18 protein-coding genes are annotated in these 16643 nt (G+C 69.3%); 10 read left to right on the plus strand and 8 right to left on the minus strand.

Going from position 1 to position 16643, the window contains the following annotated elements; all coding sequences use genetic code 11:
- Nucleotides 1-23 precede the first annotated feature (23 nt).
- Together rplL and ON31_RS37135 are read right to left on the minus strand one after the other, a co-directional pair.
- Nucleotides 24-410, minus strand: coding sequence for a 50S ribosomal protein L7/L12 (gene rplL, locus ON31_RS32025; RefSeq protein ID WP_039818940.1), 387 nt, complete (start codon nucleotides 408-410; stop codon nucleotides 24-26).
- A 40-nt stretch (nucleotides 411-450) separates the two neighbouring features.
- Nucleotides 451-618, minus strand: coding sequence for a hypothetical protein (locus ON31_RS37135; RefSeq protein ID WP_157533829.1), 168 nt, complete (start codon nucleotides 616-618; stop codon nucleotides 451-453).
- A gap of 188 nt (nucleotides 619-806) precedes the next feature.
- Between ON31_RS37135 and ON31_RS32030 the strand changes: the two genes are divergently transcribed.
- From ON31_RS32030 to ON31_RS32070, 9 genes are all read left to right on the plus strand, one after another.
- On the plus strand, nucleotides 807-1805 hold the full coding sequence (locus ON31_RS32030; protein WP_051038155.1) for an alpha/beta hydrolase: 999 nt from the start codon (nucleotides 807-809) through the stop codon (nucleotides 1803-1805).
- Nucleotide 1806: 1 nt separating this feature from the next.
- The gene (locus tag ON31_RS32035; RefSeq protein ID WP_039818941.1) at nucleotides 1807-2700 is read left to right on the plus strand and encodes an SDR family NAD(P)-dependent oxidoreductase; all 894 of its coding nucleotides are present in this window, start codon (nucleotides 1807-1809) and stop codon (nucleotides 2698-2700) included.
- A gap of 1 nt (nucleotide 2701) precedes the next feature.
- On the plus strand, nucleotides 2702-3622 hold the full coding sequence (locus ON31_RS32040) for a ferritin family protein (RefSeq protein ID WP_039818942.1): 921 nt from the start codon (nucleotides 2702-2704) through the stop codon (nucleotides 3620-3622).
- Nucleotides 3619-5136, plus strand: a complete 1518-nt coding sequence (locus tag ON31_RS32045) for a flavin-containing monooxygenase (RefSeq protein WP_039818943.1) — start codon at nucleotides 3619-3621, stop codon at nucleotides 5134-5136. Before ON31_RS32040 ends, ON31_RS32045 begins: the two co-directional genes overlap by 4 nt.
- A gap of 89 nt (nucleotides 5137-5225) precedes the next feature.
- Nucleotides 5226-6005, plus strand: a complete 780-nt coding sequence (locus ON31_RS32050) for a MerR family transcriptional regulator (RefSeq protein WP_029926667.1) — start codon at nucleotides 5226-5228, stop codon at nucleotides 6003-6005.
- A gap of 99 nt (nucleotides 6006-6104) precedes the next feature.
- On the plus strand, nucleotides 6105-7139 hold the full coding sequence (locus tag ON31_RS32055; RefSeq protein WP_039818944.1) for a Gfo/Idh/MocA family protein: 1035 nt from the start codon (nucleotides 6105-6107) through the stop codon (nucleotides 7137-7139).
- A 69-nt stretch (nucleotides 7140-7208) separates the two neighbouring features.
- Nucleotides 7209-8831 (plus strand): FAD-binding oxidoreductase, encoded by a 1623-nt coding sequence (locus tag ON31_RS32060; protein WP_039818945.1) that lies wholly within the window; start codon nucleotides 7209-7211, stop codon nucleotides 8829-8831.
- Between the two features lie 50 nt (nucleotides 8832-8881).
- The gene (locus ON31_RS32065; RefSeq protein WP_255222350.1) at nucleotides 8882-9865 is read left to right on the plus strand and encodes a GlxA family transcriptional regulator; all 984 of its coding nucleotides are present in this window, start codon (nucleotides 8882-8884) and stop codon (nucleotides 9863-9865) included.
- 15 nt (nucleotides 9866-9880) lie between these two features.
- The gene (locus tag ON31_RS32070) at nucleotides 9881-10618 is read left to right on the plus strand and encodes a DJ-1/PfpI family protein (protein WP_039818947.1); all 738 of its coding nucleotides are present in this window, start codon (nucleotides 9881-9883) and stop codon (nucleotides 10616-10618) included.
- Between the two features lie 7 nt (nucleotides 10619-10625).
- Here the strand turns inward: ON31_RS32070 and ON31_RS32075 are convergent, their stop codons facing one another.
- The 5 genes from ON31_RS32075 to ON31_RS32095 form a co-directional block, all read right to left on the minus strand.
- Complete coding sequence (locus ON31_RS32075) at nucleotides 10626-11135, minus strand: nitroreductase family protein (RefSeq protein ID WP_039818948.1); 510 nt, start codon at nucleotides 11133-11135, stop codon at nucleotides 10626-10628.
- Between the two features lie 45 nt (nucleotides 11136-11180).
- Entirely contained in the window at nucleotides 11181-12065 is an 885-nt protein-coding gene (locus ON31_RS32080) for a metal ABC transporter permease (RefSeq protein WP_039818949.1), read from the minus strand.
- A gap of 2 nt (nucleotides 12066-12067) precedes the next feature.
- The gene (locus tag ON31_RS32085; RefSeq protein ID WP_051038157.1) at nucleotides 12068-12832 is read right to left on the minus strand and encodes a metal ABC transporter ATP-binding protein; all 765 of its coding nucleotides are present in this window, start codon (nucleotides 12830-12832) and stop codon (nucleotides 12068-12070) included.
- Entirely contained in the window at nucleotides 12829-13695 is an 867-nt protein-coding gene (locus ON31_RS32090; RefSeq protein WP_081592905.1) for a metal ABC transporter substrate-binding protein, read from the minus strand. The genes ON31_RS32085 and ON31_RS32090 overlap by 4 nt, the downstream gene beginning before the upstream one ends.
- Before the next feature lie 145 nt (nucleotides 13696-13840).
- The gene (locus ON31_RS32095) at nucleotides 13841-15223 is read right to left on the minus strand and encodes a hypothetical protein (RefSeq protein ID WP_039818950.1); all 1383 of its coding nucleotides are present in this window, start codon (nucleotides 15221-15223) and stop codon (nucleotides 13841-13843) included.
- 116 nt (nucleotides 15224-15339) lie between these two features.
- Here ON31_RS32095 and ON31_RS32100 point away from each other — a divergent pair, with 116 nt between their 5' ends.
- Nucleotides 15340-15885, plus strand: coding sequence for a type 1 glutamine amidotransferase domain-containing protein (locus ON31_RS32100; RefSeq protein WP_039818951.1), 546 nt, complete (start codon nucleotides 15340-15342; stop codon nucleotides 15883-15885).
- Here ON31_RS32100 and ON31_RS32105 read toward each other — a convergent pair.
- Complete coding sequence (locus ON31_RS32105; protein ID WP_039818988.1) at nucleotides 15866-16585, minus strand: YwaF family protein; 720 nt, start codon at nucleotides 16583-16585, stop codon at nucleotides 15866-15868. The genes ON31_RS32100 and ON31_RS32105 overlap by 20 nt on opposite strands.
- Nucleotides 16586-16643: the final 58 nt, after the last annotated feature.

The following is a 16643-nucleotide window of genomic DNA, read 5'->3' on the forward strand; positions in this document are numbered from 1 at the left end:
GCCGAGCCTCCGGGTGTGTCGAATCACCGCAGGGCGACACGGGCTCCGGCGGCCTCGAGCTTGAGTTTGGCGGTCTCGGCGGCGGTTTGGTCCACCTGTTCCAGGATTCTGGCCGGAGCGGACTCGACCAGATCCTTGGCCTCCTTGAGACCGAGGCCCGGAATAACCTCCCGCATCGCCTTGATGACCTGAATCTTCTTGTCGCCGAAGGACTCCAGGACCAGATCGAATTCGGTGCGCTCCTCGGCCGCCTCGGTGGTCGGGGTCGCTTCGGCGGTGACGGCGGCGGCCGTGGGCACGGCGGCGGACACCCCGAATTCGTCCTCGAACGCCTTGAGGAAGGCCGAAAGCTCCAGCAGCGTCATACCTTTGAAAACATCGAGCAGTTCGTCGATGGTCATTCTGGCCATAATCATTCCCCTGTGCGGCCGACCTGGAGATATCTCCAGGCTACGCGGCGCGCGGGGTGTGCTCGGGGGCCTTGCGCAGATCCTCGAGGAATGCCCGGTGCGTGGCGCAGCGGTGCGCCGGGCCGGGGGTGACGAAGGCCGGGTCCAGCCGCTGCGCGAAGGTCAGGTTGTCCCGGCGCCAGCAATCGACGCATACCGGCTCGCCCATGTCGTCCTCCTCGGGCCGTTCGCGGAAATCCTGTGGGTCTCTTGATTCCCCGTTCCGTATCCGATCAGTCCGCCGTACCCATTTGTTCCTCGGATCGTTACGCGGCCGCACCGGTCGGAGACCCTTTTCTGTCCTCAGTACAAAATGTGCCATTGACAAATGGCACATTCAGGGATGATTCTCTTGCTATGACGAGAGCAAGGTCAACGGCGACCTGCGCATCGGCGGCGATACCCGTCTCGGCCTCGCGACAAGCGCGGCTCGCGGCGACGGCGTCGGTGGTCGGGTTACGCCGGGTCAATGGACTGCTGCCGCGCAATCGCGTGGGCATCGAGCTGGGCCGCGGGCTGATCGCCGGCGTGATGGCCGCCTTCGGGCCGACCCTGCCGGGGACGCGGGTCACCCCGGTCCGCTCCGGCGCGATGCGCGGCGAGTGGGTGCGGGCGGCCGGAGTCGCGCACGGGCCGCGGGCGATCTACTACATCCACGGCAGCGGCTACGTGGTGTGTTCGGCGCGCACCCATCGCGGACTGGCGTCGCGGCTGTCGAAACTCACCGGACTGCCGGTCTTCCTGATCGACTACCGACTCGCCCCCGAACACCGCTTCCCGGCGGCGGCCGACGATGTGGCGGCCGGATACCGCTGGCTGCTCGACCAGGGGCACCGTCCCGAGGACCTGGTGATCGGCGGCGATTCCGCGGGCGGACATCTGGCCCTGGACCTGCTGCTACAGAACGCGGCGGGGGATCGGCCGCAACCGGCGGGCGCGTTCATGTACTCGCCGCTCATGGACCTCACCCTGACCATGGCCGAGCGGCGCGACCGCGAACTTCCCGACCCGATGGCCCCGGCGCGCACCGGCCGACGGCTCATCGAGCTCTACACCGAAGGGCAGCATCCGGATTCGCCACGGCTGCGCCTCACCGTGCCGCGCGGCGCGGCGCTTCCGCCGCTGTTGGTGCAGGCCAGTGCGGGGGAGATGCTCGCCGACGACGCCCGGCACCTGCGCGATATGGCCGTCGCCGCCGGGGCGCGCTGCGATCTGGAACTCTGGCCCGGCCGCATCCATGTATTCCAGGCCCTGCCGCTGCTGGTTCCCGAAGCGGCACAGGCGCTTCGGCGCACGCGGGGCTTCGTCGCGGGCGCATTCGCCGAGGCGGTCGCCGACCGGACGAAAGTGGGCTGACATGTCGATTCTCGACGCGGTGCTGCCGGTGCTCGGCAGCCGACGATCGCACGGTGCGCGTGCCGTGGTCACCGGCGCGGGCAGCGGTATCGGCCGGGCCTTCGCCCTCGAGATCGCCGCGCGCGGCGGCGACGTGGTGTGCGCGGACATCGACAAAGATCGCGCCGACGACACGGTGAGGTTGATCGAGCGCACGCACGGCCGACCCGCCCACGCCATCTTCTGCGACGTCTCCCGCCGCGAGGACGTGGAGAGCCTGGCACTGCACAGCGAGCTCATCTTCGGCGGCGCACCGACCCTGGTGATCAACAACGCCGGGGTCGGCATCGGCGGAAAACCGGTGGGCGATATCGGTTTCGCCGACTGGGAATGGGCGCTCGGCATCAATCTGTGGGGTGTCGTGCACGGCTGTGAGATCTTCGCGCCGCGGCTGCGTGCGGCCGGTCGCGGCGGCATCGTCAATGTCGCCTCCGCCGCCGGATTCGCGGCGGCCCCGGGGATGGCCGCCTACAACGTCTCCAAGGCCGGGGTGATGTCGCTGTCGGAGACGCTCGCCGCGGAACTGTCCGGTACCGGTGTGGCGGTGACGGTGCTGTGCCCCACCTTCGTCAAGACGAATGTGGTGCGCGACGGCCGCATCGGCGCACCCTCGGCCCGGCTGGCCGACGAACTCATGCGCCGCACCGGCTTCGCTCCGGAGCGGGTCGCCCGCACCGCCCTCGACGCCAACGACCGCGGTCGCCTCTATGTGCTGCCGCAGCTGGACGCCCACGCCGTCTGGCTGCTCAAGCGGTCCTTCCCCGCCCTCTACACCCATGCCCTCGGTGTGCTGAATCGAATTCTCCCGCAGGACGATTCGACCCAGGCCGCACCGCTGGAACAGACAGGAGTCTGATATGTCCTTCGACTTCGAGGCCATGTTGGCCAAGATCAAGTCCCGGCAGTGGGCGCTCGCCGACATCGACTGGGGCGCACCGGGAGCCGAGCTCATCGAGCCCGAACTGCATGCCAAACTGAAGCCCTTCATGGCCGATCTCATGTGGATCGAGAACGTCGGCGCGCGCGGTTTCGCGGCCATGGCCAAGAAGGCCCCGACCGATACGCTGAAGCAGATCTACCAGTACTTCCATGCCGAGGAGCAGCGGCACGCCAATGCCGAACTCGCGCTCATGCGCCGCTGGGGCATGCTCGACGGCGACGAGATCCCCGAGCCGAACATCAATGTCAAACTGGTGATCGAGTTCCTGGACTCGCACGCCGACGATATGTCGCTGTCGTTCCTGGGCACCGTCATCCCCATGCTCGAGGTGGCGCTGGACGGCGCGCTGATCAAGTTCATCACCGACGAGATCACCGACCCGGTCGCGCAGGAGGTCTTCAAGAAGATCAACGCCGACGAATCACGGCATCTGGCCACCGATTACGCGGTGATGGAGCTGCTCGGCCACGCCACCGCCCGCAAACTCGCCATCGATCTGGTCGGCGGCTGGGCCAAACCCTCGTTCCTCGTCGGCGTGCTCAGCTATGTGCCGCTGCTGAACAAGATGCGCGACAATATCGTCGCCATGGGGGTGGACGAGGAGAAGCTGTACGCGGCCATGCGGCGGTTCAAGGCCGTCGGCGAGCGCACCCCGATCGCCAACCGCGTGCCCATGTACCGCATCGTCAAGATGCACAGCGGCTGGGTGATCAACCGCGAGCACCCGTATCACCTGTTCGCCGACGCCATGGTCAAGCTGACCGCGCGCATCCCGGACCGCTTCCTCGGACCGCAGCCGACCTGGTCCGAAGAGCTCACCTACGAGCCGGTCGCATGAGCACGGGCCAGCCACTGGACGTGGCGATCATCGGCGCGGGCTTCGCGGGCATCGGTGCCGCGATCCGCCTGCGGCAGAAGGGGGTCACCGACTTCGAACTGTTCGAGCGGGACACCCGGGTGGGCGGCACCTGGCGGGACAACACCTATCCCGGCGCGGCCTGCGACATCCCGTCGCGCCTGTACTCGTACGCCTTCGCCCCCAATCCGGACTGGTCGCACACCTACTCCGGCAGTGCGGAGATACTCGCCTACATCGAGTCCATGGTGGACGAATTCGGAATCCGCCCCCATATCCGCTTCGACCACACCGTGACCGGGCTGGAGTTCGACGAGGTGAGCGGGCTGTGGGACATCGCCTTCGCGGGCGGCCGCCGACAGGTGAAGGCGCGCAGCGTGGTCGTCGCCTCCGGACCGCTGTCCAATGCCAGCTTCCCGAACATCCCCGGCATCGAGGACTACACGGGCCACAAGATCCACAGTGCCCGCTGGGATCACGACTACGACTTCACCGGCAAGAAGGTCGCCGTGGTCGGCACCGGTGCCAGCGCCGTGCAGATCATTCCCGAACTCGTGGACCGGGCGGCGGCGGTCAAGGTCTTCCAGCGCACGCCGGGCTGGGTGCTGCCTCGCGCCAACCGGCGCACCAGCGGTGCCACCCGACGGCTGTACCGGCAGGCCCCCATCACCCAGAAGCTCGCGCGCGACGCCTGGTTCTGGGGCCACGAGTCGGTGGCGCTGGGGGTGGTGTGGAATTCGCCGCTGACCCGGGTGGTGGAATCGGTCGCGCGGCTGCACCTGCGCGGTCAGGTACGCGACCCGTGGCTGCGCCGCCAGCTCACCCCGGACTTCCGGGCGGGCTGCAAGCGGCTGCTGATCAGCAACGACTACTACCCGGCGCTGCAACGGGAGAACTGCAAGCTCATCACCTGGCCGATCGCGCGGCTCAGCGAGCACGGCATCCGCACCGCCGAGGGCATCGAGCACCGGTTCGACTGCATCGTGTTCGCCACCGGCTTCGACGTGTCCAAGGCCGGGGCTCCCATCCCGGTCACCGGACGCGACGGACGGGTGCTTGGTGACGAATGGAGCAGGGGCGCATACGCGTTCAAGAGCGTCGCGGTGTCGGGTTATCCGAACCTGTTCCTCACCTTCGGCCCGAACTCCGGCCCCGGCCACAACTCGGCGCTGGTGTACATGGAGGCGCAGATCGAATACCTCACCGACGCCATCGGCATTCTGCTGGATCGCGATCTGCGCATGCTCGAGGTGCGCCGCGATCGGCAGGACCGCTACAACGCGCGCATCCAGCGCAGGCTGTCGGCCACCACCTGGAACTCCGGCTGCCGCAGCTGGTATCTCACCGAAGACGGCTTCAACGCCACCATGTACCCGGGCTTCGGCACCCAGTTCGTACGCCAGCTGGCCCGGGTGGAACTCGACGACTACGTACTCACCCCGCGCGATGCGGCACCCGCGAGTGCCGACCGTGGAATCGCCGTCTCCCTCGGCTAATGTCGTCTCCGAGCGTGACGCCCGTGCCGCCGACCGGCGCACGGGCGACGCGTCCGGGCGAACCGCGACACAGGGAGGGCGAGACGAGGATGGCGGAATACCGCATCGACGATCTCGCGCGGGCCGCCGGAACCACCGCCCGCAATGTGCGCGCCTATCAGGAGCGCGGCCTGCTCGCCACACCGACCCGGCGCAGCGGCCGCGCACTCATCTACGACGATTCGCACCTCGCCCGGCTGCGCATCATCGACGCCCTGCTGCAGCGCGGGTTCACCACCGCGCATATCGCCGACTTCATCACCAGCTGGGAGACCGGCAAGGACCTCACCGAGGTGCTCGGACTGCAACAGGCCGTCACCGCCACCTGGGGCAGCAGCGCCGCACCACTGGAGGTGCCGCGTGAGCTCGTGGACACCTTCCTGGGAGGCGTCGACGGAGCCCCGGTGACCGGCGACGAGCTGGAACGGCTCGCCGAGCTGGGGCTGATCCGGCTGCACGCCGAGACGGTCGAATTCACTCAGCCGGAACTGCTGGAGACCTTCGGGGCGCTGCACGGCTACGGATTCGGGCTCGAGGCCCTGATCGACGTCTATGCCGCCGTCGGTCGTCGCGTGGACGACATCGCCCGGCTCATGGTCACCGCGGCCAAGGACCACATCGTCGCCGAACACGGCGCGGGCTGGCTGCCCGACAGCGATGCCGAGGTCGCCGCCACCACCAAGATGCTCAATCACCTGCGGGAGCTGGGTGTGACGGCGGTGCAGAACACCCTGGCCCAGGCACTGGACCGGGTATTGCAGAGCGAACTCAGCGCCTACCTGGAGGCGGCCGCCGAAAAGCGCGGTGCGACAAAGCAACCGAAGGACTAGCGCAACGGCCGCGCCCGCACGGTGGCGTACGGCCCATCGAGGTGTGGCGGGCCGGTTACGGTGGCGGGGATGTGAGGTTGTCGGCGGAAGGGGCACGAGATGCGCGAACTCGGTGTGGCGGTGATCGGCTACGGGCTGGCCGGGGCGGTGTTCCACGCTCCGCTCATCGCCGCCGATCCGCGCTTGCGGGTGGCGGTGGTGGTCACCTCCTCGGCCGAGCGGGCCGAGCAGGCGCGGCGGGAGCATCCGGGGGTGCGGGTGCTGGCGGCGGTCGAGGAATTGTTCGCCGATCCCGCGGGCATCGATCTCGTGGTCATCGCGACGCCCAACCGCACCCACGCCCCGCTGGCCGTGTGGGCGCTGGAGGCGGGGCTGCCGGTGGTGGTCGACAAGCCGTTCGCCCTCACGGCGGCGGAGGGTGAGCAGGTGGTGGCGGTCGCCGAGCGGACCGGGCTGGCGCTGTCGGTATTTCAGAATCGGCGGTGGGACAGCGACTTCCGCACCATCGCGGCGCTGATCGGCGATGGTCGGCTGGGGGAGGTGCGGCGTTTCGAATCCCGATTCGAGCGGTGGCGGCCGGTGACCAAGGGCGGCTGGCGCGAGCTGGGCAGCGCCGAGGAAGGCGCGGGAATTCTCTACGACCTGGGCAGTCATCTGGTCGACCAGGCGCTCACCCTGTTCGGACCGGTCACCGACGTGTACTGCGAACTGGACAGCCGCCGGCCCGGCGTCCAGGCCGACGACGATGCCTTCGTGGCGCTCACCCACGCCTCCGGCGTCCGCTCGCACCTGTGGATGAGCGCCGTGGCAGCCCAGCTCGGTCCGCGCTTCCGGGTGCTCGGCTCCGAGAACGCCTATGTCAGTTACGGTCTCGACCCGCAGGAGCAGGCGCTGCGCGACGGGCGTCGACCCGATGACGGAAAACCCTGGGGGACGGTCGATGTCGAGCACGGGGGCTGGTTCGGCACCGATGGGGATACGCGCCGGATCGCCAGCGAGCCGGGCGACTATCCCGCCTTCTATCGCGGGATGGCGGCCGCGCTCATCGACGAAGCTCCGGTTCCCGTCGACCCGCGCGATGCCGTGGCGACGCTGCGCGTCCTGGAGTGGGCGCGCGCGTCCGCGTCGTCCTGAACCCACCTATTAATTGACCGACGGGTAATTTACTATTAGGTCAATTCGCTGTCGATCGAGAGGTAGGACATGGCGGATCGATCCTGGTGGGGCTGGGGCACCCGCGCCGACGCGGTGACCGGCGCGGAACGCGAGGCGCTGACCACGCGGGTGGCGGCGCTGCTGCCCGGGGCCGACCTCAGCGTGCACGAACCGCCCGACCTCGCCGAGCTCGATATCCCCGACCCTCGGATACACGCCCCGGAATCCCTGGCGCCCTTGGCCTCCGATGATCGCGAGGATCGAGTGGCACACGGGCACGGTCAGGCGTTCCGCGACGTGGTGCGAAACCTGCTGGGCCGCATCGACCATGTGCCCGACCTGGTGCTGCGACCGCGCGGCGAATCCGACGTCGCCGCCGTTCTCGACTGGTGCGGCGGCGCGGATATCGCGGTGATCCCGTACGGCGGCGGCACCTCCGTGGTCGGCGGCGTCGAACCTCGCTGTGCCGCCGACTATTCCGGCGTCGTCGCACTGGACCTCGGCCGTCTGGACCGGATCGTCGAGATCGACCGCACCAGCCGGGCCGCCCGCATCCAGGCCGGAATCCTGGGTCCCGCACTGGAAGCCGGTCTGCGCGACCACCGGCTGACCCTGCGCCACTTCCCGCAGTCCTTCGAATTCTCCACCCTGGGTGGCTGGCTCGCCACGCGCGCGGGCGGGCACTACTCGACCGTGTACACCCACATCGACGACATGGTGGAATCGCTGCGCGTCGTCACACCGGCCGGGATCAGCGAATCGCGGCGCCTGCCCCGTTCCGGCGCCGGACCGTCACCCGACCGGATGTTCCTCGGCTCGGAGGGCACCCTCGGCGTCATCACCGAGGCGTGGATGCGGCTGCAGGACCGGCCACGCTGGCGGGCCGGAGCCTCGGTGCACTTCGACGACTACGCGCGCGCCGTGACCGCCACCCGGGTCATCGCGCAGGCGGGCCTGTTCCCGGCCAACTGCCGCCTGCTCGACCCGGTGGAAGCGTTCCTCAATGCCGGAACCGGCACCGTGGGCGGGGTGCTCGTGCTCGGCTTCGAATCCGCCGACCATCCGGTCGACGTGCCGATGGCGCGGGCCGTCGAGATCTGCGCCGAGCACGGCGGACGGGTGCCGGACGGGGTGCGCGTCTCCGACACCGCCGAGGCGAAGGTGAGTTCCGGTGCCTCGGACGTATGGCGCTCGTCCTTCCTGCGCATGCCCTATCAGCGCGATGCCCTGGCCGCGCAGTCCATGATCGTGGAGACCTTCGAAACCGCCTGCACCTGGGATCGTTTCGAGGAACTGCGCGCCGCCGTGCTGGCCGCCGCCACCGCCGCCTTCGCGGCGACCGGCACCACCGGCCTGGTCAGCTGCCGCTTCACCCACGTCTACCCCGACGGCCCCGCGCCCTACTTCGGCGTCTACGCTGCGGGCCGGTGGGGCAGCACCGTGGCGCAGTGGGACGACATCAAGGCGGCGGTCTCGGAGGCACTCGCCGGTGCGGGCGCGACCATCACCCACCATCACGCCGTCGGTCGCGATCACCGCCCCTGGTACGACCGGCAGCGACCCGAACCGTTCGCACTCGCCCTGCGGGCGACGAAGGCGGCACTCGATCCGGCGGGCATTCTCAACCCCGGCGTTCTCCTCGATCCACCCGCGACGATGGGCCACGCGTAGCCCTCACCGCCGCGCCTGGCCGGATCTGCCATAGTCGTGTCGTTGACGCCATGGCCGCCGCCCGCGAGGCTGGGCATATGCGGGTGGTGCTGTTCGTCGTCTTCGACGGATTCCAGCTTCTGGACCTCGCCGGACCCGCCGACGTGTTCTCCTCGGCGGCGCTCATGGGCGCGCGCCCGGGGTACCGGGTCGAGATCGCCGCGGTGCGGTCCGGGCCGGTGCGTTCGGCCAGCGGTGTCGAGGTCACGGCCGCACATGCGCTCGACACCTGGTCCGAACCGGTGGACACGGTGCTCGTGGTCGGCGGACTCAGCGCCTGGAACGCCAGCCGTGACGCCGAACTGATCGCGGGCATTCGACGCGTCGCGAACTCCGCCGAGCGCGTCGGCTCGGTGTGTTCCGGCGCGTTCCTACTGGCTCGCAGCGGCCTGCTCGACGGCCGCAAGGCCACCACGCACTGGGCGGGCGGGGAGATGCTGGCCCGCGAGTTCCCGGCCGTGTGCACCGAACCCGACCGCATCTACGTCCGGGACGGGCCGGTGTGGACGTCGGCGGGCGTCACCGCGGGCATCGATCTGGCCCTGGCCATCGTCGGCGCGGACCACGGTCCCGAACTCTCCCGCGAGGTGGCCCGCTGGCTGGTGGTCTATCTGCACCGCCCCGGCGGGCAGAGCCAGTTCAGCGCGCCGATCGCCGCCGGACCCTGCAAGCGCAGGTCGCTGCGCGAGCTACAGGTCTGGGTGGAGGAGAACCTCACCGCCGATCTGTCCCTCGCCACTTTGGCACAGCGGGCGGGCATGAGCACCCGCCACTTCTCCCGCGTCTTCGCCGACGAGATCGGCACCACCCCCGCCCGCTACGTCGAGCGGGTCCGCATCGGCGCGGCCCGGCGACTGCTGGAGACCACCGACCAACCGCTGTCCCGGGTCGCCGCCGCCGTCGGCCTGGGCAGCCCCGAAACCCTCTACCGGATCTTCCACCGCCATTTGGGCATACCGCCCGGCGAATACCGCGCCCGCTTCACCCACAACTGAAAGAGAACGCCCCCCATGACATTTCAGACCGCCATCGTGCTGTATCCGGGCATGACCGTGCTGGACGCCATCGGCCCCTACGAGGTCCTGCGCCTCCTGCCCGACAGCGAATTGCGTTTCGTCTCCAATGAAGTCGGCCCCATCGTCTCCGACAGCGGCGTGCTCGTCCTGGGAGCCACCCACACCTTCGCCGAGACACCCGCACCCGATCTGGTGCTGGTCCCGGGATCGGAGGCCGCGACCACCGAAGCCATGGCCAATGGTGAGCTCATCGCATGGCTGCGCGCGGTGCACCCGAATACGCAGTGGACCACCTCGGTGTGCAGCGGTGCGCTGGTGCTGGCGGCGGCCGACATCCTGCGCGGGCATCCCGCCACCACGCACTGGTCGGCGCAGCCGGCGCTGGCCGCCTTCGGAGCCGAATCCCGGCCGCACGACCGCATGGTGCGCAGCGGCAAGATCGTCACCGCCGCCGGGGTCTCGGCCGGAATCGACCTCGGCCTCTGGCTGGTGGGTGAGATCGCCGGGACCGAACGCGCCGAAATGGCGCAGCTGGTCATCGAATACGACCCGCAGCCGCCCTTCGACACCGGCCACCCCGACAAGGCACCCGCGGCCCTGCTCCGCCGGACCCGCCTCGAGATGTCCACCCGAGTTGTCACCCCGCGCGTCCCGCTCGACGTCGCCACGGCCATGTGGCGGCTCACCCTCAACCGGATCCGCGACCGCGCGGCCAAGCGCGCGAAGGTGTAGCGCGCGTTCACATCCAGCGCAGCAGTTCGGCCGTGCGCAGGCGACCGGTCGGAACGGCCGACGGTGACGGCGCCGCCGCCGGATACCCCATGGCCACCGCATGCCGGGGCAGCCACCCCGCGGGCAGCCCCAGCAGCGCCGCCACCCGCGAAACATTCTCCGCCGGATGGAAAGTCGTCGGACACGACCCCAACCCCAGCTCCCGCGCGGCCAGACAGACCGACTGCGTCACCCGCCCCATGTCGAACAGCGTGTCCGAGAACTCGTTCGCCACCGACGCCAGCACCAACACCACCGGAGCCGCCGCCAGATGCACGGCATAGGCCCCACACCGACTCAACTCCCCCCGCAGCGCCGCATCCGTCACCGCGACGAACCGCCACGGCTGCCGATTCCGCGCCGACCCCGTCCACCGCGCCGCCTCGACGATCCGCTCGACCGACTCCCGGGGAACGGGGTCGGGCCGGTAGTGCCGGACGGCTCGCAGGGCTCGCAGGGGTTCCAGGGATTCGCGCATCGCGGTGATGCTAGCGACCGGCGGTCACCGCTTCGGAGCACGGTGTCACACCGGCACCTCGGCGGCCTCCCGGGCTCGGCCGCGGCGGCGGGCCGTGACGGTCCGGGTGATCACGCCGCGGGTGGGCGCGAAGAGGTAGGCCAGGGTGAAGGCGATGCCCTGGACCACGACGACCATGCCGCCGGGGGCGGTGTCGGCGTGGTAGCTGATGTAGAGACCGGCGACCGAGCACACCACCGAGACGGCCGGGGCGATGAGGAGCATGTGGCCGAAACGGTCGGTGAGCAGATGCGCGGTCGCACCCGGGATGATGAGCATGGCCACCACGAGGATGACGCCGACCGCTTGCAGGGCGAGAACCGCCGTCAGGGCGAGCAGTCCCAACAGGGCGGCGCCGAGCAGGCGGGGGCGCAGGCCGAGGGCGTGGGCGTGGGTGGGGTCGAAGGCGTAGAGGGTGAAGTCGCGGCGTTTGAGGACCAGGGCGGCCATGACGATGGCGGCGAGGATGGCGATCTGGATCAGTTCCGAGCGGCCGACACCGAGCAGGTTGCCGAAGATGATGTGGTTGAGGTCGGTATTGCTGGGGGTCACCGACACCAGCACCAGGCCGAGGGCGAACAGTGTGGTGAAGACGATGCCGATGGCGGCGTCCTCCTTCACCCGGCTGGTATCGCGAACCACGCCGATCAGGGCGACCGCGAGGAATCCGAAGATCACCGCGCCCACCGCGAACGGCGCGCCGACGATATAGGCCAGCACCACGCCGGGCAGCACCGCGTGCGAGACTGCGTCGCCCATGAGCGACCAGCCGATCAGCACCAGCCAGCAGGACAGCGTCGCGCACACCACGGCGGTGATCACCGTGGTGGCCAAGGCGCGCACCATGAATTCGTAGCGCAGCGGATCGGCGAACAGTTCGGTGAGTGTCATGGTCAACTCGCCTGCGCCAGTGCACCGCTGTCGGTGGCATCCACACCGAATGCCAGCGCCAGCTTTTCGGGCCGCAGCACCTCGCTCGGATCGCCGTGTGCGAGCACCCGGCGCATGAGCAGCACCGCTTCGTCCGCCAGCGCGGGCAGCGCGTGCAGGTCATGGGTGGACACCAGCACGGTCGCGCCCTCGTCGGCCAGTTCGCGCAGCAGCGCCGAAATGGTGGCCTCGGACCGCTTGTCGACGCCCGCGAACGGTTCGTCCAGCAGCAGAATCGTCGCGCCCTGGGCGATTCCGCGCGCCACGAAGGCGCGCTTGCGCTGTCCGCCGGAGAGTTGACCGATCTGCCGGTCGGCCAACTCGGTGAGTTCCACCCGCTCCAGCGCGTGCGCGACCGCCTCGCGGTCGGCGCGGCGCGGCCGACGGGTGAACCCCATCCGGCCGTATCGCCCGGTCATCACCACATCACGCACCGAGAGCGGAAAGTTCCAGTCCACGTCCTCGCTCTGCGGCACATAGCCGAGGGTGCCGGAGCGGCGCGCGCTCACGGGTGCGCCGCCGTTCACGCGCACCGTGCCCCGGTCCGGCTGTACCAGGCCCATGATGGCCTTGAACAGTGTCGACTTGCCGGAGCCGTTCATCCCGATCAGCCCGCACACCCGGCCGGGACGCAGGGTGAGATCGACCCCGTCCAACGCCAGCACTTCACCGTAATGAACTGCGACATCGGATATTTCGATGGCCGGTGTCTCGATCGCGCGAGTCATGATTCGGCTCCCCTCAGCGCGGTGGTGATCGTCCGGACGTCGTGCCGGATGAGGTCCAGGTAGGTCGGGACCGGGCCGTCGGCCTCGGACAGCGAATCCACGTACAGCGTGCCGCCGAAACGCGCACCGCTGGCCTCGACGACGCGCTGCATGGGCGCATCGGAGACGGTCGACTCGCAGAACACCGCCGGAACCCGGTTGGCGCGCACGAATTCGATGGCCGAGGTGATCTGCTGCGGCGTCGCCTGCTGTTCGGCGTTGACCGGCCAGATGTACTTCTCGGTGAGTCCGGCGTCGCGGGCCAGGTAGGAGAACGCGCCTTCACAGGTCACCAGGGCGCGCTCGTTGGTGGGCAGCGCCGCGAGGGTGCCGGTCAGTTCGTCGTGCACCTGCTGCAATTGCGTCTGATAGGCCGCGCCATTGGCCCGGAAGTCGGCCGCGTGCTCCGGATCGAGTTCGGAGAACGCGCGAATCATGTTGTCCACGTAGATCTTCACGTTCAGCGGTGACATCCACGCGTGCGGGTTCGGCTTGCCCGCGTAAGCGTCCTCACCGATCGGAATGGGCGTGACTCCCTCGGTGACCACCACGTGTTCGACATCGAGATCCGCGACGAACTGGGCGAACCACGCCTCCAGATTCAATCCGTTGTCGAGGATGAGGTCGGCGGTCGACGCGGTGCGGATATCGCCCGGAGTCGGCTCGTAGCCGTGAATCTCCGCGCCCACCTTGGTGATCGACTCGACGGTGAGATGCTCTCCGGCCACATTCCGGGCGATATCGGCGAGCACGGTGAACGTGGTCAGCACCACCGGCTTCCCGTCCCGGTCGGCGGGGCTGCCGCAGGCGCTCACGGCCACCATCGCGGCGGCGAGCAGCGTCAGGGCGAACGCGCGGAAAAGCGAACGATGCAGCGGGTGGAGCCAAACCTTCACCTGTCGAATCGTAAAGTTCGGCTTACCTAAATTTCAAGTCCAGAGTTCCCAAGAAACAGTAACGACCGGTAGGTCATGCTGGTGGCGGCTCCGGGTGGCTCGGCCGAACCACCACCGCACCGGGCAGGGCGGAGGTCGTGACGGCTGTCTCCCGGATCCGGGCCCAGCGGCGACGGATCGCCTCCTTGGTGTTCGGCCGCAGGCGATACACCAGCAGCATGCCGACCGTGCAGCCCGCGGTGATCGCCAGCGCCACCAGTCCGGGTGCGAGCGCGCGCACCGGCTCGGTCGGCCGATACCAGCCCGGCGAGTAGGCGACTCGTTCGAAATCCCTGCCCCACAACGCCACCGCCGCCGACGGCACGAACAGCACGGCGATGCACAGCGGCGGCACCGTGGGAAACAGCGGCGTCGCCGCGCCGAGGCAGTAGCCGCCCACGAACGCCACCGCGAGGCCGCCCACGACGGCCGGCACCTCGCCGTGCACCCCGGCGGCGACCGCCAGCACCGAGGCCACGGCCAGCACCGCCGTCAGCGCCGCCGCCACCAGCGGCAGCCCGCGGCGGTATCCGACGTACAGACCCAGTCCGATGGCGGCGACGAACAGCGGAACCACCCAGTCGGGACGCGGCACGGTGACCGGCGTGCTCCCGGCCGCGGCGAACGCGACCATGAGCAGCAACAGCAGACCATCGCGGCCGGGCAGGAACAGCGCGGCGACGGTGGCCGCCACCACGATGACCAGCACGCCGACGGTCAGCACGGACAGGTCTCGGCCGTCGCGCGCGAACCACTCCGAGGTCAGCAGGATGGTGGGAAAGATGATGCCCGCCGCCAGAATCGACCGCAGCGGCACCACATCGACCAGTCGACGCACCGTCATCGGTTGCCGCCGGTGCTCGAAGGCGCAGACCCCGGCCGCCACGACCAGCACCGTCGACAGCCCCACCGAGGGCGCGTCCAGCAGCAGCCGGTCCACCGGCGAGGGCGATTCGCCGGGGGCGGGCGCGGGCGTGAAATCGCCCAGCAGAATGCCCGCCATGGCGCCGAACAGAAATCCGCTCGCGGTCGCTCTCCGGGGCCAGGCCAGCGTGCCGACTACGCCCATCAGTACCCCGGCCAGAGCCGAGTCGATATAGGTGAGCGTTGCCTCCGCCGCGATCGAGCTACTCCATAGCAATTGATCGATCAGCAGGGCGATACCGGTCAGTGTGATGGTGGCCCACGCGACGGCACTGCGCATCATCAAGGCGAACACCGCCGCGAGAATGGTCACGAAGGCCGCCGCCATGGTGGCCCGCGGCACCTGGAACACGGCCAGGTCGATCGAGGCCACCGACTGCGGAGTCGCATCTTCGAGGGGGTCGATCGGCACCATGACGGTAAGCCCGGCGAGGGCGGCCGTCAGGCACACCGTTCCGGCTTCGAGTCCCGCGCGCAGGCGCCGCACACCCACAACAATGACCCAATCCAGCCGGTTCGGCAATGACCGAGCGACCTGCGGTGTGGCGGTTTGCCATGCCCGCCCCCGGGCATTCGGTGAGCGAGTCCCGCCCGTCGGAAAGGAGTGTCATGAGCGTGAACGCGAAGGTGTTGGTCATCACCTCCAATACCGGTGTCGAACGCGACGAACTGCTCGTCCCCGTGCGCAGGCTGCGCGACAGCGGTGCGCAGGTGGTGCACGCGGCCCCGGAGAAGGAGGCGGTGCGGACCGTCCTGCACGACACCGAACAGGCGATCGCCGTCGATCCGGATGCGAGCCTGGATTCGGTCGCGGTGGAAGATTATGCGGCCCTGGTCATTCCGGGCGGTACCGTGAACGCCGACAAGCTGCGGCTCACCGAGCCCGCGGTCGAGGTGGTGCGGTCGTTCGCCGCGGCGGGCAAGACGATCGCCGCCATCTGCCACGGGCCGTGGCTGCTGGTGGAGGCGGATCTGCTTCGCGGGCGGTCGGTGACCTCGTACCCGTCCCTGCGCACCGATATCCGCAATGCGGGCGGCGAGTGGACCGATGAGCCGATGGTCCGCTCCGCGAACGGCTGGACCCTGATCACCTCCCGCAACCCCGGCGACCTGGACGATTTCACCGGGGCCATCCTCACCGACCTGGGTGGCTGACCTCGCTCCGCTCCGGCCGCCGCACCGTCCAGGGCCAGGTCATCAGGGCCCACACCGTGAGCAGGATGGCGGCGACGGTGGCCAGGTACCAGGGCCACGGGCCGAGCACGTCGAGCAGTGACGGGGTGCTGGGTTTGGCGTTGACGAAGCCGTAATTGGCGTCGGTGAGTGTATTGACGACGTAGGTGACCGCGACCCAGATCAGGGTGGCGGCCAACGCGAAACGGTAGCTGCCCCAGTCAGGGCGCATGCCGATTCCCCAGGTCAGGTAGATCGCCGCCCAGACCACGGCCAGGTGGATGACCCAGAAGGCGATGAATTCGGCGGACGGGAAGTCGCGGCTCTCCAGCGCCGGGGAGATGAGCGCCTGGGTGCTCAGCGTGAGACACCAGTAGTAGGTCAGCGCGTAGGCCCACCGGGCGTGCGACCACAGGGCGTACCCGGCAACGAGGGTGGCGAGGTCGGTCAGCCGCAGCGGTATCGAGCGGTCGACGGTGAACGGGATCAGGGCGACGACATAGATCACCCCGTACGACAGCAGCGTGGCCGCGCCGAATGTCCGGGTGAAAAGCTTTGCCGCACGGTCGTTTCGGTGCGCGCGCCCGATCCGCACGACCGCGACCGCACCGACCGCGAAGACGGCCAGCACGATCCAGTGCGACAGTCCGTAGGCCGAGAACTCCGACCGCGCCGCCAGCAGGTCCACAGTCGACACTCTACGGAGGACGGGCCGCGTCGGCGGCCGCATCGCGTCGCCT

The sequence above is a fragment of the Nocardia otitidiscaviarum NBRC 14405 genome (genome assembly GCF_000308635.1).
GTDB lineage: Bacteria > Actinomycetota > Actinomycetes > Mycobacteriales > Mycobacteriaceae > Nocardia > Nocardia otitidiscaviarum.